The following is a 19,903-nucleotide window of genomic DNA, read 5'->3' as shown; positions in this document are numbered from 1 at the left end:
GCGGGAGCGGCCGCCCCGGGCTGATCCGTTTGCCACGAACGGGTTCTGCGATCGGGCCGTCCTCATTGACCGGGACGTCATTACGTGGCGGGAGGCAGCCCCGGCCCCTATGCACGGTTGCTGCCTGCAGGAGCCGATTTTTGAAATGGCCGGGAGGTCGGCTAGCATTCAAATGCATCGGGGCGATTGGCGCAGTGGTAGCGCGCTTCGTTCACACCGAAGAGGTCACTGGTTCGAACCCAGTATCGCCCACCGCAGAGGTCCGTTTCCGCTCATACGCAGCGGAAACGGACCTTTTTTGTGTTCGGATCCTGCGTCCGGAGATTTTGTCGGCCCCCTGTGAAAGAGTCTTTTGTATGACTGATCCGCTTCTTGCCCACGCCACTGAATACGGCCGGATGTACGCACGGTCCACGTCTGAACAGTTCTCCGTGCCGTCCATCACCACGGTCATCAGCCAGCAACCGCACGGCCTCGACGGCTGGTTCGGCTACATGGGTGCGAGCAGCCTGGCCAAAGATCCCCTGCTGTCGGACTGCCTGGGGAGCCCGGCGAAAATCAAGCAGGCCATCAACCGGGCGGCGAAGGCCGCCGAAACCTACCGGGACGACGCCGCCAGGCGCGGGGACCGGGTCCACAACTACTGTGAGCAGGTGGCGCTCCGTGCGCTGGGGCGCCCGCACACCATGAAGGAAGCCCGCGAGGCCCTGGCCGCCAACGGGGAAGAAGCCTTCGCCGTCCGCTTTGACGAGTGGTGGGAGCTCTTCCGGGTGGAGCCCGTCGCCCCGGAAATCACGGTCTGGAACCAGTCGGTGGGCTACGCCGGAACCCTCGACCTCGTAGCCCGCATCAACGGCCGCGTTTGCCTGATCGACTACAAGACCAAGGGCACCACCCGCGACGGACTGGTCAAGCCGCTCGATGACAAGGTGGTCATGCAGCTGGTCGCCGGAATGAAGGCCGAAGAGAGCCTGGTGGATCCGGAAGCCGGAACCTGGGAGCCCTGGAAATACGGCGACAACCCGGTCCTGCTGGCCGTCGCCATCGGTGAAACTGAGGTGCGGCCCGTCCGCGCCAACCCCGAGGTCCTCAAGCATCACTGGTGGAAGTTCTGCGCCTTGCGCCGGGTATGGGAACTGTCCGCGGACACCCATAGTGCCGGCACAGCGCTGCTGCCCATCGCACCGCCGCCGCTGGCACAGGCCCGCACCGCCTAGGCAGCAGCCGCCACGGCAGGGGACTGCACCTAAACTGGACAGGTTCCCCTTTCCGCCAACCGTGAGGAATAACTGCGCATGGCTATCCTGAATATCCGCATCATTGGCGATCCTGTGCTGCGCACAGAGGCCGATCCCGTGACGGAATTCGGACCCGAACTTGCCAAACTGGTCGCCGACATGACCGAAACCATGGAGGACGTGGAGGGCGCCGGGCTCGCCGCCCCGCAGGTCGGCGTCAGCAAGCGTGTCTTCACCTACCGCATCGACGGCGTCGAAGGCCACATCATCAACCCGGTGCTGGAAAACAGCGAGGACTACCAGCCGGACCATGTGGAGGGCTGCCTCTCCATCCCTGGGCTCGGATTTCCGGTCCGCCGCTTCCGCACCACCCGGGTCACCGGAGTCGACATGAACGGCAACCCGGTGACGGTCGAAGGCGAGGGACTGCTCGCTCGGTGCTTCCAGCATGAAACCGACCACCTGGACGGCATCCTCTACACCGACCGGCTGGAGGGCGACGACCGGAAGGCAGCGCTGCGCTCCATCCGCAACGCCAACTACGACGCCGTCACCGAACGCACCACGGCAAAGCGGGCCAAGAGTGTCGGGTCCAGCTTCGGCGGCGCAAGTTTTGGTGGGCCCAGCGCCTCCGGCTCCAGCTTTGGCGCCCCCGAATGAGGGTCCTGTTCGCTGGTACACCGGCCGTCGCCGTTCCGTCGCTCGATGCCCTGGTCAACGCAGGCTTTGAAGTGGTCGCGGTCCTGACGCGCCCCGATGCGCCGCTGGGCCGGAAGCGCGTGCTGACGCCGTCCCCGGTTGCCCGGCGGGCCGCTGAACTCGGCATCGACATCATTCATGCGGCCAAAGTCGACGCCGACACCACCGCACGCATCTCGGCGGCCGCGCCGGATGTGGCAGCCATCGTCGCTTATGGCGGCCTGGTCCCGCCGGCCGCGTTGGCAATACCCCGCCACGGCTGGGTCAACCTGCACTTCTCCCTGCTGCCGTCCTGGCGCGGGGCGGCGCCGGTACAGCGGGCCGTGATGGCCGGAGACGACCTCACCGGCGCCGTCACTTTCCGGCTTGAAGAAGGACTCGATACCGGTCCCGTCTTCGGAACCCTGACGGAGCCCGTGGGCGCCCACGACACCGCAGGCGACCTGCTCGAGCGGCTTTCACACAGCGGAGCGGTCCTGCTGGCGCAGACACTCTCGGCCATCGACGCCGGAAAAGCGGCGCCGCAGCCACAGGCGGGCGACGTCACACTGGCACCGAAGCTGACCTTGGACGATGGCCGCCTCACTTGGGCCCACCCGGCTCTCGCCATCAGCAGGCGGGCGCGCGGCGTCACCCCCGAGCCAGGCGCCTGGACCATGCTGGACGGGCAGCGGATCAAGCTCGAGCCTGTCCGGCTCCGGCCGGACATTGCCGGCCTTGCGCCGGGGGCGGTGACAGTCCAGGAAAAGAGCGTTGTGGTGGGAACGGGGTCGCACGCGGTGGAACTCACCCGGATCCAGCCCGCCGGCAAGAAAATGATGGCTGCCGCCGACTGGGCGCGCGGTCTGGCTTCAGTGGAGGGCGTGGTGTTCGAATGAGCGGTTCCGGAGCAAACCCGGGCGGCCAGGGCAGGCCCGGAGGGCGCGGCAGGGCCGGGCAAAGCGGCCAAGGCAGCAGTGGTGGATCCGGTGGCGGCGGCCGCGGCAACGGCGGTCCCGGCGATGCCAGCCGGCGGAACGCCAAGGGAAGGGAACGCAACCGGGGGCCGCAACGGAGCTTCACGGAACAGGCGCCGTCACAGCGGACCAGGCGCGCCGACCCCGCGCGGCTGGTGGCCTTCGAGGTGCTGCGCGCGGTGGCACATGAGGATGCCTACGCCAACCTGGTGCTGCCCGCACGGATCCGGCACCACCACCTGGACAAACGGGACGCCGGCTTCGCCACGGAATTGAGCTACGGTGCCCTGCGAAGCCAAGGCACCTACGACGCCATCCTGGCCCGGTGCGTGGACAGGCCGCTTGACCAGCTTGATCCGGCAGTCCTCGACGCCCTCCGGATAGGCGTCCACCAGTTGCTGGCCATGAGGGTCCCGGCCCATGCGGCATTGGACCAGACCGTTGGGCTTGCCCGCGCCGTCATCGGTGCAGGCCCCTCGGCGCTGATCAACGCCGTCCTCCGCAAAGTCACGGCCCGCACCCTTGATGAATGGCTGGACCTGCTGGTGGCTGGGGAAACCGACGAAACGAAGATCGCTTCGCTGCGGTACGCCCATCCGGAGTGGATTGTCCGGGCCATGCGGCAATCGCTGGTGGCCCACGGCCGCTCCGCTTCGGAGATCAACGCGCTGCTGGAAGCTGACAACGCCGCACCCGTGGTCAACCTGGTGGCCCTGCCCGGGCTCGGGAGCCTGGATGAGGCCCTGGAAACCGGCGCCACCCCCGGTGAACTGGTGGAGGGATCCGCACTGTCCAGCGGCGGGGACCTGGGCCGCCTGTCCTCTGTCCGCGCCGGAACCACCCGCGTGCAGGACGTCGGTTCGCAATTGGTGGCCAGGGCGCTGGCCGCCGTCGACCTCGGCACGGCGGCGGAGGCTGGTGCCGGGCCAACCGCAGCGGCGGACGCTTCCCGCGAGGCGTGGCTTGATCTGTGCGCCGGGCCCGGCGGGAAAGCGGCACTGTTGGGGGCACTGGCCCACCAGCGGGGGGCCACGCTCCTGGCGAACGAACCGGCACCGCACCGGGCAAAGCTCGTGGGCCAGGCGTTGGCCGCCGTGCCGAACGACAGCTGGCAGGTCCGCACCGGAGACGGCCGTGATGTGGGGGCTGAGCAACCCGAAAGCTTCCACCGCGTCCTGGTGGATGTTCCCTGCACAGGCTTGGGAGCGCTGCGCCGCCGTCCGGAGTCCCGGTGGCGGCGCTCGCCCAAGGACATCGCAGACCTCGGCCCCCTGCAGCGCGAGCTGCTGGCATCCGCCCTGGCAGCCGTCCGGCCCGGAGGAGTGGTGGCGTATGTCACATGTTCGCCGCATCCGGCCGAAACCACCGCCGTAGTGGCTGACGCCATCCGGAAACGCGACGACCTTGAACTCCTTGACGCCGGGGCCGCGCTGGACGCTGTCAGCCTCACCGGCAACCTCGGCGCCGGGCACGAGCTGACGGCCCAACTCTGGCCCCACATCCACCACACCGACGCGATGTTCCTGGCCCTCATCAAAAAGAAGTCCTGATCAAGAAAGTCCTGCGCAGGCAGGAACTTTCTTCCCAAACACACCAGCACCTTCAGCGAAAGGCACTTCCGTGACGCAATGCTGCATCAACCCGAGCATCCTCTCCGCCGACTTCGTCAACCTTGAGGCCGAACTGCAGCGGATCAGCAATGCCGACGCCGTGCACGTGGACGTGATGGACAACCACTTCGTCCCCAACCTGACCCTCGGGCTGCCGGTGGTGCAGCGGATCCAGGCGGTCAGCCCCGTTCCGCTTGATGCGCACCTGATGATTGCCGATGCTGACCGCTGGGCGCCCGGGTTTGCCGACGCCGGGCTGGCGTCGGTCACCTTCCACGCCGAGGCCTCCATTGCACCCATCAAGCTCGCGCGGGAACTGCGCAGCAGGGGAGCCAAGGCCGGGATGGCCCTTCGTCCAGCCACGGCCATTGAGCCGTACCTGGACATGCTGCCGGAACTGGACATGTTGCTGATCATGACGGTGGAGCCGGGCTTCGGCGGCCAGGCGTTCCTGGATGTCACGCTGCCTAAAATCCGCAGGGCCCGGGCAGCCGTTGACGGTTCGGGACTGGGAGTGGCCATCCAGGTGGACGGCGGCATCACCGAAGAGACCATCACCCGGGCGGCCGAAGCCGGCGCCAACGTCTTCGTGGCCGGTTCCGCGGTCTACGGCGCGGACGATCCCGCCGCAGCCATCGACCTGCTCCGCGCCAAGGGAAGCCGGACGTTACGTGCGGCGACGGAATAACCGGCGGCCCCTGCCGGTTGTGGCACAATAACAACACACATACGTGCTCCGGGGTCGGTGTAAGTCCGAACCGGCGGTGACAGTCCGCGACCCGCGAGCCGGTGTCCTCCGACGAGGACCCGGCAGACGGTTGAACCGGTGGAATTCCGGTACCGACAGTTAAAGTCTGGATGAGAGAAGCACGTACAGCTGTATCTGCGGGCCTTTGGGCTCCGCAGCGTTCTGCTGTCGTATATCCCCGGAGCCATCGCGGTTCGAGAGGGAAGGAACGACACGAATGAACCCCCAGCGATGGCTCTTAAATGCCGCAAGTCCTGCTGCTTCCACGCCAGGCACCAACTACCCGATGGCCACCGCATGAGCGGCGCAGTTGAGCTGAAGCCCGCCGCCGGAGTGGTCACGGCCTTCAGCACCCATGAAGTAAGCGCCATGGAGCACGCCCTCCAGGCAGCCCTGCAGGGTCCGCGCGGTGCCAACCCCCTCGTGGGTGCCGTCGTCGTCGGACCCGACGGCCGCCACCTTGTCACCGGCTACCACCGCGGAGCCGGCACCGCCCACGCCGAAGCCGACGCAATAGCCCAGGCCGCCGCCGTCGGCCTGGACCTCTCCGGCTGCACCATGGTGATCACGCTCGAACCCTGCAACCACGTGGGCCGCACCGGGCCGTGCACGGAAGCGATCATCGCCGCAGGGATCACCGACGTGGTCTACGCCGTTGATGACCCCCACGACCCCGCCGCCGGGGGAGCGGCCACCCTCCGCGACGCCGGAGTGCGGGTCCGCAGTGGCCTCGGCGCCGACGAGGCGCTGGACCTGAACCGGCAATGGTTTGAGGCAGTCGCTGCCAAACGGCCCTTCGTTACGCTGCACATCGCGCAAACCCTGGACGCCCGGATCGCCGCGGAAGACGGCACCAGCCAGTGGATCTCCAGCCCGGAATCGCTGGCGGACAACCACGGGATCCGCAGCCGCATCGATGCCATCCTGGTGGGCACGCAGACCGTGCTGGTGGACAACCCCCGCCTGACCGCCCGCAACCCCGCCGGTGGACTCGCCCCCAAACAGCCCGTGCGGGCCGTCATGGGGCTCCGGGACATTCCCGACGACGCCGCAATCCGCGGCGACGACGGCCCTGGCCACCCACCTGCCCACGCGGGATCCCGCCGAAGCACTGTCCATGCTGTACGACGCCGGCGCCCGCCACATCATGGTGGAGGGCGGATCCCGCATCCTCAGCTCGTTCCTGTCGGCCGGGCTTGTGGATGAACTGATCATGTACCTCGCCCCTACCCTGCTGGGATCCGGCACCCCGGCCCTGGACGGGCTGGGCATCACCACCCTTGCCGACGCCCAGCAATGGGAATGGGATGCGTCCGACGGCGGCGCAGTGCGGACGCTGGGCCGGGACCTAAGACTTCACTTAAGACCGCAACGAAGAGTTGCACTGGACCACCAACCAACCCGCGATACCGCGGAGCAAGCCCAGGGAGGCCGCTGATGTTCACCGGAATTATTGCTGAGCAGGGGCAGGTGCTGTCAGTGGAGCGTGACGGCGACACCAGCGCCACCCTCCGGCTGCACGCACCCGGGTCCACGGAGGGCCTGGCACTTGGCGGCTCCATCGCCGTCAACGGGGTCTGCCTCACCGCAACCGCCATCGATGGCAAAGAGTTCAGCGTCGACGTCATGGGCGAGACCCTGGTCAGGAGCACCATCGGCGAACTCGCCACGGGCGACTCCGTCAACCTGGAACGCTGTGTCCCTGCCGGCGGCCGCCTGGACGGGCATGTGGTGCAAGGCCACGTGGACGGAGTGGGGGTCCTGCTGGAACGTGAACCCCAAGGCAACTGGGAGCGGTTGCGGTTCGGCGTGCCCGCCAACCTGGCCCGCTACATCGCAGAAAAAGGCTCCATCGCCATCGACGGCGTCTCCCTCACCGTGACTGCCGTCAGCCCGGCGGCCGAGCAGGCACCCGGGTTCGAGGTGGGCCTCATCCCCACCACGCTGGCGGAGACCGGCCTGGGCACCAAACACACCGGCAGCCGGGTAAACTTGGAAGTCGACGTCCTGGCCAAGTACACCGAACGGCTGCTTGCCTTCCGCGAACCCGGTGTTGCAGGCGCCGGCGAAGCCGCCATCGCAGGAGGCGCACGGTGAACGCCGCAGTACGCCTGGAAGCCGCCGTCGCCGGTGAACCGGCAGCCAATCAACCCGAGGACCGGGCCCAAGCACCCGGCAAAGGCCTGGACCGCATCGAGGACGCCGTGCGCGCCCTGGCCGCCGGCCGGCCGGTGCTGGTGGTCGACAATGAGGACCGCGAGAACGAAGGCGACATCATATTCGCCGCCCAGCACGCCACGCCTGCGCTGATGGGCTGGACCATCCGGTACAGCTCAGGCGTGATCTGCGTGCCGCTGACGGGCGCACGCGCCGATGAACTGGACCTGCCGCCGATGACGGCCGTCAACCAGGACGCAAAGGGCACCGCCTACACCGTCTCCTGTGATGCGGCCACCGGCGTCAGCACCGGAATTTCCGCGACGGACCGTGCCTTGACCGCCCGCATCCTGGCGGACCCGCACGCCGGCCCGGCCTCCGTGACCCGTCCGGGGCATATTTTTCCGCTCCGTGCAGTTGAGGGTGGTGTGCGGGAGCGCCAGGGCCACACCGAGGCCGCGGTGGACCTGTGCCGCCTTGCCGGCCTGGAGCCGGTCGGGGTGATCGCGGAAGTAGTATACGACGACGGTGAAATGATGCGCCTGGACGGTCTCAGGACGTTCGCGGCCGACCATGGGTGCCCGCTGATCTCGATCGAGGACCTGGTGGCGTACCTTGAAGCCGGGGCCGGGGGAACCCAGCGCGAGGAAGTCCGGGTAACACCGGGCGAAGAGAAGGAGAAGCCATGACGGCACAGGCAGCCAGAGACGACAGCCATCAAGACGGCCACCGGGACCACCACTCCGTACCCGGCGCCGGGACCTACCCCGTCAGCGGGGGCCCCGTTGTACAGCTGCCCACCGCCTTCGGCGACTTTGTGGCCCAGGCATGGACAGACCTCCTCACCGGCGTTGAACACCTCGCCGTCAGCTCGCCCAACGCGCCCACTGACGGCAAGGCCCCCTTGGTGCGGCTGCACTCCGAGTGCCTCACAGGTGACGTCTTCGGCTCCTACCGGTGCGACTGCGGGGAACAGCTCGCCTTCGCGCTGGAACTGATCCGGGACAACGGCGGCACGCTGCTCTACCTGCGCGGCCAGGAAGGCCGCGGCATCGGCCTTGCCAACAAAATCAAGGCTTACGCGCTGCAGGAAGCCGGCTTCGACACCGTGGAAGCCAACGAGCAACTGGGCCTGCCGGTTGACGCCCGGTGCTACAAGGCCGCGGCCCAGATCCTCGCCGAAATGGGACTGCACGAGGTCCGGCTGCTGAGCAACAACCCGGACAAGCAGAACAGGCTGGCCCAGGCAGGCGTCAAGGTAGTGGAAATGGTCCCCACGGAGGTTCCCTCCCGCGAGCAGAACATCCGGTACCTCCGCACCAAGAAGGACAGGATGGAGCACCGGCTCCTGCTGGACACCGACGTGGCATCCGTGCCCGTGACAGCCCCCGAATCCCCGTACGACCACGAACAAGACTGAACGGAACACGACAAACCTATGAGCGGACACGGCGCCCCCGACATCGACCTCAGCACCCTTAACCCGTCCGAGACTTCGCAGCTGAAGCTGGCCATCGTGGCAGCCAGCTGGCACACGCAGATCATGGACGGCCTCCTGGACGGCGCGCTGCGGGCCGCGAAGGACGCAGGCATCAGCGAACCCACCGTCCTGCGGGTTCCCGGCAGCTTCGAGCTGCCGGTGGCAGCCGCAAGGCTCGCCCCACATTTTGATGCCGTGGTTGCCCTCGGCGTCGTGATCCGCGGCGGCACGCCGCACTTTGACTACGTCTGCCAGGCCGCGACGTCGGGCCTCACCGACGTCAGCGTCTCCACCGGTGTCCCGGTGGGCTTCGGCGTGCTCACCTGCGACAACGAACAGCAGGGCCTGGACCGTGCCGGCCTGCCCGGCTCCAAGGAAGACAAGGGCCACGAGGCAGTGACCGCGGCTTTGGCCACCGCGGTCGTGCTGAAGCAGTACGCCTAGCACCGGCGTCCGGCGTTGCGGGCGCGGTGTGTATTCGCTCACATCGCGCCCGTCATGGAACGGCCCGGGAAGCGCCCGTGCGGCCGCACCAAGTAGGCTGGAGGGCGTGAAGAATTTCGAGACGCTGTTCGCTGAGCTCAGCGAGAAGGCAGCCACCCGTCCGGAAGGCTCCCGCACCGTCGCAGAATTGGAGTCCGGTGTGCACGGCATCGGCAAGAAAGTCGTTGAGGAAGCAGCCGAAGTTTGGATGGCTGCTGAATATGAATCCGATGAAGCAGCGGCAGAGGAAATTTCCCAGCTTTTGTACCACCTGCAGGTTCTGATGCTCGCCAAAGGCCTGACCCTGGAAGACGTCTACAAGCATCTGTAGCCACCGGTCCGGCGCTTGCCGCCGGGCCCACTGTGGCCTGCATTGCCTGAAAACCCAGACCTTCCACCCAGAAAGAATTTCCCATGCTGCGAGTAGCCGTCCCCAACAAGGGCTCCCTGTCCGAAGCCGCCTCCGCCATGCTCTCCGAAGCCGGATACCGCCAGCGCCGCGACAGCCGCGAACTGGTCATGGTGGACCCCGACAACGACATCGAGTTCTTCTTCCTCCGTCCCCGCGACATTGCGGTCTACGTGGGCCAGGGAACGCTCGACGTCGGCATCACCGGCCGTGACCTGCTGCTGGACGCGGAGGTGGAAGCCGAAGAGCTGCTGCCGCTTGGATTCGCCGCTTCCACCTTCCGGTTTGCCGGTCCGGTGGGCGACTTCAGTGCCGCTGCCGAGCTCGAAGGCAAGCGCCTGGCCACCAGCTACGACGGACTGCTGCGCAATTACCTTGCCGAACGCGGCATCAACGCAAAAGTCGTCAGGCTCGACGGCGCCGTTGAGTCCTCCGTCCGGCTGGGCGTCGCCGACGCCATCGCCGACGTCGTGGAGACCGGCAACACCCTCAAGGCCGCCGGCATGGAAATCTTCGGCGACCCCATCCTGAAGTCCGAGGCTGTCCTGATCCGCCGCACCGGCAACGGCGGCGCCGCAAACGGCACCGCCAAGGAAATCGAGGTCCTCATCCGGCGCCTCCAGGGCGTCCTGGTTGCCCGCCAGTACGTGCTGATGGACTACGACATCCGCAAGGAACTCGTAGAGAAGGCCGCCGGCCTGACCCCCGGCCTGGAATCGCCCACGGTATCGCCGTTGCGGGACTCCGACTGGGTCGCCGTCCGGTCAATGGTTCCCAAAAAGGAAACCAACCGGATCATGGATGAACTGTACGACCTTGGCGCCCGCGCCATCCTGGTCAGCAGCATCCACGCCTGCCGTATCTGACGCCGCCGGCACAGACACGGTCCAAGCCCAGTTCATCAGCACCGCAGAATCCCAGGAGTTCCCATGGCAGTAGCAGTTCGGGTCATTCCCTGCCTCGACGTCGATGCCGGACGCGTCGTCAAGGGCGTCAACTTCGAGGGCCTCCGGGACGCGGGCGACCCCGTGGAACTCGCCCACGCGGTACGACAAGGCAGGCGCCGACGAACTCACCTTCCTCGACGTCACGGCGTCCTCCGGGAACCGCGAGACCACGTTCGACGTGGTCCGCCGCACCGCCGAGGAAGTGTTTATCCCGCTGACCGTCGGCGGCGGCGTCCGGGGCGTAGCCGAGGTGGACAAGCTCCTGCGCTATGGTGCGGACAAGGCCTCCATCAACACCGCTGCGGTGGCACGGCCGGATGTCATCGACGAAATCACGCGCCATTTCGGCTCCCAGGTGCTCGTTTTGTCCGTGGATGCCCGCCGCACCCGCCCGGGCTCCCAGCCCACGCCGTCGGGATTCGAAGTGACCACGCACGGCGGCCGCACCGGCACCGGGATTGACGCCATCGCCTGGGCCAGGGAAGCCGCCGACCGCGGGGTGGGGGAGATCCTCCTCAATTCCATCGACGCCGACGGCACCAAGGACGGCTTCGACCTCGAACTCATCAAACTGGTCCGGGCCGCCGTCAGGGTTCCGATCATCGCTTCAGGCGGCGCAGGGGAGCCCGCACACTTCCCGCCCGCGGTTGCCGCCGGCGCGGACGCCGTGCTCGCCGCGTCGATCTTTCACTGGGGGCCTGACGACATGATGTCCCAGGTCAAAGAGGCCATCCGCGCGGCAGGCTTCGAAGTACGCTGACGGTTTCGACAAGCTCGACCAACGGTGGTTGAGCCTGTCGAAACCTGATTTCGACAAGCTCAATCACCGGTGGTTGAACCGGCGGGGACGAATCCCTAGAGCCCTACTTCTGCCGACTGGAGGAGGGCGACGGCGTCCGGTTGGCCTTCGAAGGTGACCAGGGCGTGGCGCGTGCGGCCGTGGGCGTGCATCAGCAGTTCGCCCGGCTCACCGACGATCGCCACCGAAACGGGTGCCCGCTTGGCAACGTGGCGCGGACCGGACGGGCGGACCAGGACGATGCCGAGGTCCACGCCGCGGTACAGAATGGCGGCACGCTTGACCAGTTCGTCCCAGAGCGCATCCGAGTACGCCTCGTCCAGGGCCCGTGGCGCCCACCGGTCCACCGCGCGGCGGACGTCCTCGGTGTGCACGAAGTACTCGATCAGGTTTGCGCTTTCGTCCAGCGCCTTGATGCTCATCGGCGAGAGCGCCGGCGGACCCGCGCGGAAAGTGTTCACCAGCCGGGCGTAGTCCTCGGTGGTGGTCAGTTTGGCAGCAAGTTTGGCGGTGGCCTGGTCGGAGGCCTTGGCCAGGCTCTTGATGATCAAACCAAGCCCGACGGCGGCCTTCCGCTCGCGCAGGTACAGGTGCGCGGCAAGGTCCCTGGTGCGCCAGCCCTTGCACAGCGTGGGCGCATCAGGGCCGGCCGCAAGCAGGGTCTCGGCCAGGACTTCTCGGGACGGTTCGACGAAATGCATCACTTGTGAAACTAGCACGAGAGCTGCGAAGTTGGGCAGCATGGCGCCGCCCGGTGGCGTGCCGTTGTTCACATCGGGAGGGCGGCCGGCAAAGGCACTAGACTTGACCCGATGTCTGAGCAGCCAACCCCCGCCCCAACCGCCGGATCCATCGGATCCCGGGTACCGTCGTCGTCCGCTGAATCCGCCCCGGCAACACCAGCCGCCGGCCCGCTTCCCGAGGAGGTGGCAGCCGCGCTCAAGCGCGACGCCGCAGGCCTGGTGGCAGCGGTGGTCCAGCAGTTCGACACCAACGAGGTCCTGATGCTTGGTTGGATGGATGACGAGGCACTGCACCGGACCATGACCACCGGACGCGTCACGTTCTACTCGCGGTCACGCCAGGAGTACTGGCGCAAGGGCGACACCTCCGGGCACGTCCAGTGGGTCAAATCAGTTGCCCTGGACTGCGACGGCGACGCCCTGCTGGTCCGGGTCGACCAGGTAGGCGCCGCCTGCCACACCGGCACCCGCACCTGCTTCGACGGCAGGGACCTCAACGTCGTCGCAGGCCAGGCAAGCTAGGCCGGACCGGCTGCCGGGCCCGGCGTCCCGCCGCGGCCACCCAGCAAGCACAGTCAAGGAGTCCGGCACGGCCGGCCCTTTCGAAGAACAGGCGGACAAGCATAGCCATGCAGGACCTTGGAACCATCAGCCCAAGCCTCGAGGAATTCCGGGAACTCGCCGGCCACAGCCGTGTCATCCCCGTCAGGCTCAAGGTGCTGGCCGACGCCGAAACCCCAATCGGCCTGTACCGCAAGCTGGCGCAGGGCCAGCCCGGAACGTTTCTGATGGAATCGGCGGCTGTTGGTGGCGCCTGGTCCCGCTACTCCTTCATCGGTGCCAGGTCCCGCGCCACCTTGACCACCAAGGACGGCCAGGCGCACTGGCTGGGCGAACCGCCTGCCGGTGTTCCGGTGAGCGGCAGCCCCGTCGATGCCGTCCGCGACACCATCGACGCCCTGCGCACCGACCGCTTCGACGGGCTCCCGCCCTTCACCTCCGGCCTGGTGGGATTCCTGGGCTGGGAAACCGTCCGGCACTGGGAACGGCTGGTCAGCCCGCCCGAGGATGACCTGCAACTGCCGGAAATGGCACTGAACCTGGTCACCGACATGGCCGTGCACGACAACGTTGACGGCACGGTCCTGCTCATCGCCAACGCCATCAACTTCGACAACAGCTCCGAGCGCGTGGACGAGGCGTGGCACGACGCTGTCGCCCGGGTCAAGGAACTCCTGGCAAAGATCAGCGCCCCCGTGCCGCAGCCGGTCTCCGTGCTGGAACCGGCGGCCCTGGATTTTGCGTCCAGCGTCCAGGAACGCTGGGACGAGGCCGAGTACCTGGCCGCACTGGACCGCGGCAAGGAAGCCATCGTGGACGGCGAGGTCTTCCAGGTGGTGATCTCGCGACGGTTCGAGATGGATTGCCGGGCCTCCGCGCTGGACGTGTACCGCGTGCTGCGCAACACCAACCCCAGCCCGTACATGTACATCTTCAGCCTGGCCGACGCCGAGGGCCGCGAGTACTCCATCGTCGGGTCCTCGCCCGAAGCCCTGGTCACGGTCACCGGTGAGGAAGTCATCACCCACCCGATTGCCGGTTCCCGTCCGCGCGGAAAGACCGTGGAAGCGGACAAGGCCCTCGCCGAGGAACTGCTCGCGGACCAGAAGGAACGCGCCGAGCACCTGATGCTGGTGGACCTCTCCCGCAACGACCTCTCCAAGGTTTGCGTGGCGGGAACCGTAGATGTCACCCAGTTCATGGAGGTGGAGCGTTTCAGCCACATCATGCACCTGGTGTCCACCGTGGTGGGCAGGCTGGCACCGCAGGCCAAGGCCTATGACGTCCTGAAGGCGACCTTCCCGGCCGGCACCCTCTCGGGTGCGCCCAAGCCCCGCGCACTGCGCCTCCTGGACGAACTCGAACCGCACCGCCGCGGCATCTACGGCGGCGTGGTGGGCTACCTTGATTTCGCCGGCGACATGGACATGGCCATCGCCATCAGGTCCGCACTGATCCGTGAAGGCCGGGCCTACGTCCAGGCCGGTGGCGGCATCGTGGCTGACTCGGTGAACCCCACGGAGGCCCTTGAGACTGTCAACAAAGCCGCCGCCCCGCTGCGCGCAGTCCACACGGCCGGCTCCCTGCACAACATCTCCGCGGAATCACTCCCCGGCGGGACGGAGTCCTGATGTCTGATTCCGGGTTGGCCGCAGGCAGCGTGGGGAAACCAGGCAAGGCCAGGAAGGCCCGGGCCACTCCGGTGTGGGCGCGCAAGTCCACGCTGGTGCTGCTGATCGTGCTCCTGGCCCTGGCCGCGTTCGGCACCACCACCCAGACGTGGATGACCGCCACGCTTGACCCCAACCAGACAGGTGCGGCGCAAAGCGTCCTCCCCGTGCAGGGGAGCAAGGCGGCCACCACCGTCACGGCCCTGGCGCTGGTGGCCCTGGCCGGCGGACTTGCCGCCTCCATTGCCGGCAGGATCGCCAGGTGGGTCATCACCGCGATCATCATCTTTGCTTCGGCCGGCATCGTGGCCGCCGCCGCCACCGTCCTCGCGGACCCGCTGGCAGCCGCTCAGGGAACCATCGCCACCGCCACCGGCGTCTCCGGCAGCCAGGCGCACGTTGAGCTGACCACTTTCCCGGCAGTCGCCGTCGTCGCCGGCTGCCTCCTGGCCCTGGCCGCCCTGCTGATTATTCCCGCGTCACGACACTGGAAGGCGCGCACCAAATATGACGTGCCCGTCGCAGCGGGGTCAGCCGCACCGGCCGGACCCGTGGACGAGATCGACAGCTGGGACAGGCTTTCGCGCGGCGACGACCCCACCTAAGGGCGGCCGCCGCCGTCACCGGAACCGGCGGGACACCTGACGGTACGCGGGCGGCAGCCAAAAAATGGCAGAATGTAAGCAGTATCCATCCTGAGGAGATTTCCATGAGCAAAGCACCTGCGTCCGTTTCCACGTCAGGCACCCGCACGGTAGCCCCCGGCGCCATTGACCACAGCCAGGACCTTGGCCACGGCAACAGCCCGGCCGCCTGGACCTGCGTCATCGTCATGCTCGTCGGAGCACTCATCGCAGCCATCGCGTTCGTCATCGCCAGCACCCCCATCTTCATTGGCGGGGCCGTGGTCATGGTGATCGGATTGATCCTCGGTTACGTTATGCGCAAGGCAGGCTACGGCGTCGAAGGCAGCAAGCTGAAGAACTCCGGCCACTGATGGCAACTGTTCTCGACGACATCAACGCAGGTGTCCGGGAGGATATGGAGGCCAGGAAGCGGCTCATTTCGCTGGCTGAGCTGAAGGACCGCGCCGGCTCAGCCGCGCCGGCGCACGACGCCTGGGCGGCCCTTGGCGGCACCTCCCCAACCCGGGAACAGCTGAAAGTCATCGCGGAGATCAAGCGCCGCAGCCCCTCCAAAGGCGATCTCGCCAGCATCGGGGATCCGGCATCGCTGGCCAGGCAGTACGCCGACGGCGGTGCCTCCGTCATCAGCGTCCTCACCGAACAGCGACGCTTCAACGGTTCCCTCGCCGACCTCGACGCCGTGCGCGCCGCCGTCGACGTCCCGCTGCTCCGCAAGGACTTCACACTTGACGAGTACCAGATCTGGGAGGCCCGTGCCCACGGTGCCGACCTCATCCTCCTGATCGTTGCCGCGCTCTCCGACGCCCAACTCACCGAGTTCAGCGCCCTCAGCGCCGAACTGGGCATGAACGTGCTGGTGGAGACGCACACCGAAGAGGAAATCGAGCGTGCCGTGGCGGCCAACGCCCGGATCATCGGCGTCAACGTGCGTAATTTGAAGACGCTCGACGTCGACCGTTCAGTCTTCGCCTCATTGGCGGGCCTGATCCCCGGCGAAGCGGTCGTGGTCGCCGAATCGGGGGTCCGCGACGCCGCCGACGTCACGCATTACGCCGCAAGCGGCGCCAACGCGATACTGGTGGGCGAGGCCCTGGTGAGCCACGCGACTCCCCGGGAACGGATTGCCGAATTCACTGCCGCGGGTGCCGCCGCGATCGCCGCGCGCCGCTGACGGCACCTGGCGCACCCTGCATTGCGGAGCCGGCCGGGGCCGGCCCCGCAATGCCTGCAATCACCGATCCGGCCTCCGCCGGAACAGCACACTTTTGACCGATCAACTTGGAACAGGACGGGACTGATGGCCGACGCACCCTCAGGGAACGCTGAGAACAACACCGCGGAAGCATTCCTGCAGGGCGGATCCCTCCGCCACGCGCCGGGGCCGTACTTCGGCAGCTACGGTGGCCGGTGGATGCCCGAGTCCTTGATCGCCGCCCTGGACGAACTTGAGGAAACCTTCAACAAGGCCAAGGACGATCCCGAGTTCCGGGCGCAGATAGCCGACCTGAACAAGAACTACTCCGGGCGGCCGTCGCTGCTGACCGAGGCCAAACGGTTTTCCCAGCATGCCGGGGGAGTGCGGGTGTTCCTCAAGCGCGAGGACCTCAACCACACGGGTTCGCACAAGATCAACAACGTCCTGGGCCAGGCACTGCTCGCCAAGCGCATGGGCAAGACCCGGATCATCGCCGAAACCGGCGCCGGCCAGCACGGCGTGGCCAGCGCCACCGCCGCTGCTCTCCTGGGCTTGGAATGCGTGGTGTACATGGGGGCCGAGGACTGCCGCCGCCAGGCACTGAACGTTGCCCGGATGGAGCTCCTGGGTGCCAAGGTCATCCCGGTCACCAGCGGATCCCAGACCCTCAAGGACGCCATCAACGACGCCCTCCGGGACTGGGTGGCCAACGTTGCCAACACGCACTACCTGCTCGGGACCGCTGCCGGGGCCCACCCGTTCCCCGCCATGGTCCGGTACTTCCACGAGGTCATCGGGGAGGAAGCCCGCGCCCAGATCCTGGAGCAGGAGGGCCGGCTCCCCGACGCCGTCTGCGCCTGCATCGGCGGCGGATCCAACGCCATCGGCATCTTCCACGGCTTCCTGGATGACCCTTCCGTCAAGATCTACGGCTTCGAGGCCGGCGGCGACGGCGTGGAGACCGGCCGGCACGCCGCCACCATCTCGTTGGGCAAGCCCGGCGTGCTGCACGGCGCCCGCTCCTACCTGATGCAGGACGACGACGGGCAGACCATCGAGTCGCACTCCATCTCCGCAGGCCTGGACTACCCCGGGGTCGGCCCGGAACATTCCTACCTCTCGGACATCGGGCGGGTCAGCTACGAGCCCATCACCGATACCGAAGCCATGGAAGCCTTCCGCCTCCTGTGCCGCACTGAGGGCATCATTCCCGCCATCGAGTCCGCGCACGCGCTGGCCGGCGCCATCAAGGTGGGCCAACGGCTTGCCGCGGAAGACCCCGCCAACGCTGGGGAGAAGATCGTCATCGTCAACCTCTCCGGTCGCGGCGACAAGGACGTGGCCACCGCGGCCGAATGGTTTGACCTGCTGGATAAGAATTCCGCCGAATCCGAAATCGGCAAAGAGGGGGAGCAGCTGTGAACCACGCAGAGATGACCAGCAAGTCGGCAGCCGCCATCGACCGGGCCCGCTCCCAGGGGCGGGCGGCACTCATCGGGTACCTCCCCGCCGGCTACCCCAGCGTTGAGGACACCATCGCCGCAGGCATCGCCCTGGCAGAGAACGGCGCCGACCTGATCGAGATCGGCATTCCGTATTCCGACCCCGTCATGGACGGCCAGGTCATCCAGGCCGCCACCACCGAGGCGTTGGCCAAGGGCTTCCACGTCAAGCAGGTCTTCGACGTCGTCGCCGGCATCACCAGCAAGACCGACGCCGCCGTCCTGGTCATGACCTACTGGAACCCGGTGGTCCGGATGGGCGTGGACGAATTCTCCCGGCGCCTTGCCGAGGCCGGCGGGGCTGGGCTCATCACGCCGGACCTGATTCCGGATGAGGCCGCCGAGTGGATGGCAGCCTCGGACAAGTACGGCCTGGACCGGGTGTTCCTGGTGGCCCCGTCCTCCACCGCCGAGCGCATGCAGCGAACCGTGGACGCAAGCCGCGGATTCGTGTACGCCGTCTCCATCATGGGCGTCACCGGTGCCCGGACATCGGTCAGTACGGCGGCGAAGGACGTAGTGGCAGCAGCCCACGCGGCCGGCGCCGAGCGCGTCTGCGTTGGACTTGGGGTTTCCACCGCGGACCAGGTCCGCGAGATTGCCGCCTACGCCGAAGGCGTCATCGTGGGTACGGCGCTGGTCGCGGCCATCCGCGACGGGGGAGTGGACGCGGTCGCCGCCCTCACCAAGGACCTCAGCACCGGCCTGGCGCCGGAAGCCGGCCACACCACGGACGGAGCCTAAGCCATGCAGGCACTGATCCAGGCAGCCGCACTGGCACCCGCCATGGTGTCCGGCAGTATCCCCAGCCCCAGCTGGTCAGGGTTCGACATCCCGCTGCCGTGGGGCAGCCTGCGGATCCACGCCTACGCGCTGTGCATCCTGGCCGGAATTGTCGTTGGGCTGTGGCTGACCTCCGTCCGCTGGGCCAAGCGCGGTGCCCCCGACGGCAGCGTGTGGGACATTGTCATCTGGGCCATTCCCTTCGGCATCATCGGCGGCCGCCTCTACCACGTGGTCTCCTCACCGGATGCGTACTTCGGCCCCGGCTTCGACGGCACCGGCGACCTATCGCTGATTCCGCAGATCCAGCGCGGTGGCCTCGGAATCTGGGGCGCCGTCGTCCTGGGCGCCGTCGGTGCGTGGATCGGTTGCCGCCGCAGCGGCGTCAAGCTCAGCGCCTTCGTCGACGCAGCCGCACCCGGCCTGCTCCTGGCCCAGGCCCTGGGACGCTGGGGCAACTACTTCAACCAGGAACTCTTCGGCGGCCCCACCACGCTGCCGTGGGGGCTGCAGATCGACGCCAACAACCCGAACTTCCCGGCCGGGCTGCCTGCAGACACCCTCTTCCACCCCACCTTCCTCTACGAGTCGCTGTGGAACGTGGCAGGCGTGCTGATCCTGCTCGCCCTGGACCGGCGGTTCAATTTCCGGCGGAGCAGGCTGTTCTGGCTGTACGCCATGTACTACACCCTGGGCCGCGTCTGGATCGAAGCGATGCGCATTGACGACGCCGAACAGATCAACATTTTCGGCATTACCGCCCGGCTCAACGTGTGGACCAGCATCGTCGTGTTCGTGGCGGCCCTGATCGCCTTCCTCCTGCTGGGCCTCAAGGGCCGGCCGGAGCCGGACACCGTGTACCTGCCGGGCCGCGAACCGGACGAAACACCCGTGGCCGAGTCAACCATGGAAGACGACGAGGAAGTCCGTGATCCGGACACTGTTGTCTCAGATAGTGATTCGCGTGGTAATCTCCCAGGTAACCAAAGCGGTTCCCGGCATGCTTCCGACCCCACGGAAGAAACCGCGGCGGCTCCGGCAGGCTCCAAGCCTGGTCTGGATGCCACGGCTTCCGGAACTTCCGGCAGCACAGCCACAGGACCCGCATCGGAGGCCGGCACCGGTAAGTAGGAAGCCGGCCAGGCAGGGCAGCAGAGCCACCGCTCGAAGGGCCCGAAACCACAATGTCGTGGCATGGGGCCCGTCCTGGCAGCAAAGAGATGCCGCCGGATGAAGCCCCGGGCAGCTACCTGCGTAACCGTTAGTTCAGCAGGCT

Annotated in this window: 20 protein-coding genes, 1 tRNA gene, 2 pseudogenes and 1 riboswitch; of the genes and pseudogenes, 22 read left to right on the top strand and 1 reads right to left on the bottom strand. The window is 67.4% G+C overall.

The genetic code is table 11. The annotated features are described in order from the left end of the window. Window positions 1–180 precede the first annotated feature (180 nt). The 14 genes and pseudogenes from QF050_RS15720 (at window position 181) to hisF (ending at window position 11,487) form a co-directional block, all read left to right on the top strand. Window positions 181–252, top strand: a tRNA-Val gene (locus QF050_RS15720). 104 nt (window positions 253–356) lie between these two features. Then, window positions 357–1,217: a cytochrome gene (locus QF050_RS15715; RefSeq protein WP_308931260.1), complete on the top strand. Its 861-nt coding sequence runs from the start codon at window positions 357–359 to the stop codon at window positions 1,215–1,217. A gap of 78 nt (window positions 1,218–1,295) precedes the next feature. Then, window positions 1,296–1,898 carry a peptide deformylase gene (gene def, locus QF050_RS15710; RefSeq protein WP_308931259.1) on the top strand — a complete coding sequence of 201 codons (603 nt, stop codon included), beginning with the start codon at window positions 1,296–1,298 and terminating at the stop codon, window positions 1,896–1,898. After that, complete coding sequence (fmt, locus tag QF050_RS15705; RefSeq protein ID WP_308931258.1) at window positions 1,895–2,815, top strand: methionyl-tRNA formyltransferase; 921 nt, start codon at window positions 1,895–1,897, stop codon at window positions 2,813–2,815. Before def ends, fmt begins: the two co-directional genes overlap by 4 nt. Beyond that, window positions 2,812–4,443 carry a transcription antitermination factor NusB gene (locus QF050_RS15700; protein ID WP_308931257.1) on the top strand — a complete coding sequence of 544 codons (1,632 nt, stop codon included), beginning with the start codon at window positions 2,812–2,814 and terminating at the stop codon, window positions 4,441–4,443. The genes fmt and QF050_RS15700 overlap by 4 nt, the downstream gene beginning before the upstream one ends. Before the next feature lie 70 nt (window positions 4,444–4,513). After that, window positions 4,514–5,191, top strand: a complete 678-nt coding sequence (rpe, locus tag QF050_RS15695) for a ribulose-phosphate 3-epimerase (RefSeq protein ID WP_308931256.1) — start codon at window positions 4,514–4,516, stop codon at window positions 5,189–5,191. 39 nt (window positions 5,192–5,230) lie between these two features. Beyond that, a riboswitch (FMN riboswitch) is annotated at window positions 5,231–5,378 on the top strand. A gap of 170 nt (window positions 5,379–5,548) precedes the next feature. Beyond that, window positions 5,549–6,689: pseudogene (gene ribD / locus QF050_RS15690) on the top strand (bifunctional diaminohydroxyphosphoribosylaminopyrimidine deaminase/5-amino-6-(5-phosphoribosylamino)uracil reductase RibD). Beyond that, a complete protein-coding gene (locus QF050_RS15685) occupies window positions 6,689–7,348 on the top strand; it encodes a riboflavin synthase (protein ID WP_308931255.1) in 660 nt (219 codons plus the stop codon). Before ribD ends, QF050_RS15685 begins: the two are co-directional and overlap by 1 nt. Continuing rightward, complete coding sequence (gene ribB / locus QF050_RS15680) at window positions 7,345–8,097, top strand: 3,4-dihydroxy-2-butanone-4-phosphate synthase (RefSeq protein WP_308931254.1); 753 nt, start codon at window positions 7,345–7,347, stop codon at window positions 8,095–8,097. The genes QF050_RS15685 and ribB overlap by 4 nt, the downstream gene beginning before the upstream one ends. Beyond that, the gene (gene ribA / locus QF050_RS15675; protein WP_308931253.1) at window positions 8,094–8,828 is read left to right on the top strand and encodes a GTP cyclohydrolase II; all 735 of its coding nucleotides are present in this window, start codon (window positions 8,094–8,096) and stop codon (window positions 8,826–8,828) included. The genes ribB and ribA overlap by 4 nt, the downstream gene beginning before the upstream one ends. An 18-nt stretch (window positions 8,829–8,846) precedes the next feature. Then, on the top strand, window positions 8,847–9,332 hold the full coding sequence (ribH, locus tag QF050_RS15670; protein WP_308931252.1) for a 6,7-dimethyl-8-ribityllumazine synthase: 486 nt from the start codon (window positions 8,847–8,849) through the stop codon (window positions 9,330–9,332). A gap of 106 nt (window positions 9,333–9,438) precedes the next feature. After that, window positions 9,439–9,702 carry a phosphoribosyl-ATP diphosphatase gene (locus QF050_RS15665; RefSeq protein WP_009358176.1) on the top strand — a complete coding sequence of 88 codons (264 nt, stop codon included), beginning with the start codon at window positions 9,439–9,441 and terminating at the stop codon, window positions 9,700–9,702. 83 nt (window positions 9,703–9,785) lie between these two features. Then, the gene (gene hisG / locus QF050_RS15660; protein ID WP_308931251.1) at window positions 9,786–10,646 is read left to right on the top strand and encodes an ATP phosphoribosyltransferase; all 861 of its coding nucleotides are present in this window, start codon (window positions 9,786–9,788) and stop codon (window positions 10,644–10,646) included. 63 nt (window positions 10,647–10,709) lie between these two features. Continuing rightward, a pseudogene (gene hisF / locus QF050_RS15655) lies at window positions 10,710–11,487 on the top strand (imidazole glycerol phosphate synthase subunit HisF). 95 nt (window positions 11,488–11,582) lie between these two features. On the opposite strand, the gene QF050_RS15650 reads toward hisF, so the two are convergent. Continuing rightward, the gene (locus tag QF050_RS15650) at window positions 11,583–12,227 is read right to left on the bottom strand and encodes a TIGR03085 family metal-binding protein (RefSeq protein WP_285243606.1); all 645 of its coding nucleotides are present in this window, start codon (window positions 12,225–12,227) and stop codon (window positions 11,583–11,585) included. A 111-nt stretch (window positions 12,228–12,338) separates the two neighbouring features. Between QF050_RS15650 and hisI the strand changes: the two genes are divergently transcribed. The 8 genes from hisI to lgt all read left to right on the top strand — a co-directional run bounded on the left by hisI (window position 12,339) and on the right by lgt (window position 19,758). Further along, on the top strand, window positions 12,339–12,791 hold the full coding sequence (hisI, locus tag QF050_RS15645) for a phosphoribosyl-AMP cyclohydrolase (protein ID WP_308931250.1): 453 nt from the start codon (window positions 12,339–12,341) through the stop codon (window positions 12,789–12,791). 107 nt (window positions 12,792–12,898) lie between these two features. Beyond that, window positions 12,899–14,461 carry an anthranilate synthase component I gene (locus QF050_RS15640; protein ID WP_308931249.1) on the top strand — a complete coding sequence of 521 codons (1,563 nt, stop codon included), beginning with the start codon at window positions 12,899–12,901 and terminating at the stop codon, window positions 14,459–14,461. Further along, entirely contained in the window at window positions 14,461–15,105 is a 645-nt protein-coding gene (locus QF050_RS15635; protein ID WP_308931248.1) for a Trp biosynthesis-associated membrane protein, read from the top strand. The genes QF050_RS15640 and QF050_RS15635 overlap by 1 nt, the downstream gene beginning before the upstream one ends. A gap of 104 nt (window positions 15,106–15,209) precedes the next feature. Continuing rightward, the gene (locus tag QF050_RS15630; RefSeq protein WP_308931247.1) at window positions 15,210–15,497 is read left to right on the top strand and encodes an HGxxPAAW family protein; all 288 of its coding nucleotides are present in this window, start codon (window positions 15,210–15,212) and stop codon (window positions 15,495–15,497) included. After that, window positions 15,497–16,318, top strand: a complete 822-nt coding sequence (trpC, locus tag QF050_RS15625) for an indole-3-glycerol phosphate synthase TrpC (RefSeq protein WP_308931246.1) — start codon at window positions 15,497–15,499, stop codon at window positions 16,316–16,318. Before QF050_RS15630 ends, trpC begins: the two co-directional genes overlap by 1 nt. Before the next feature lie 126 nt (window positions 16,319–16,444). Beyond that, window positions 16,445–17,764, top strand: a complete 1,320-nt coding sequence (gene trpB / locus QF050_RS15620) for a tryptophan synthase subunit beta (protein WP_308931245.1) — start codon at window positions 16,445–16,447, stop codon at window positions 17,762–17,764. Window positions 17,765–17,775: 11 nt separating this feature from the next. Next, a complete protein-coding gene (trpA, locus tag QF050_RS15615) occupies window positions 17,776–18,588 on the top strand; it encodes a tryptophan synthase subunit alpha (RefSeq protein WP_308932186.1) in 813 nt (270 codons plus the stop codon). Window positions 18,589–18,591: 3 nt separating this feature from the next. Further along, entirely contained in the window at window positions 18,592–19,758 is a 1,167-nt protein-coding gene (lgt, locus tag QF050_RS15610; RefSeq protein WP_308931244.1) for a prolipoprotein diacylglyceryl transferase, read from the top strand. Window positions 19,759–19,903 lie beyond the last annotated feature (145 nt).

It is taken from the genome of Arthrobacter sp. SLBN-112 (genome assembly GCF_030944625.1).
Classification (GTDB): domain Bacteria; phylum Actinomycetota; class Actinomycetes; order Actinomycetales; family Micrococcaceae; genus Arthrobacter.
Note: the sequence above shows the minus strand (reverse complement) of the source record. Positions and strands in the feature narration are given on the sequence as shown.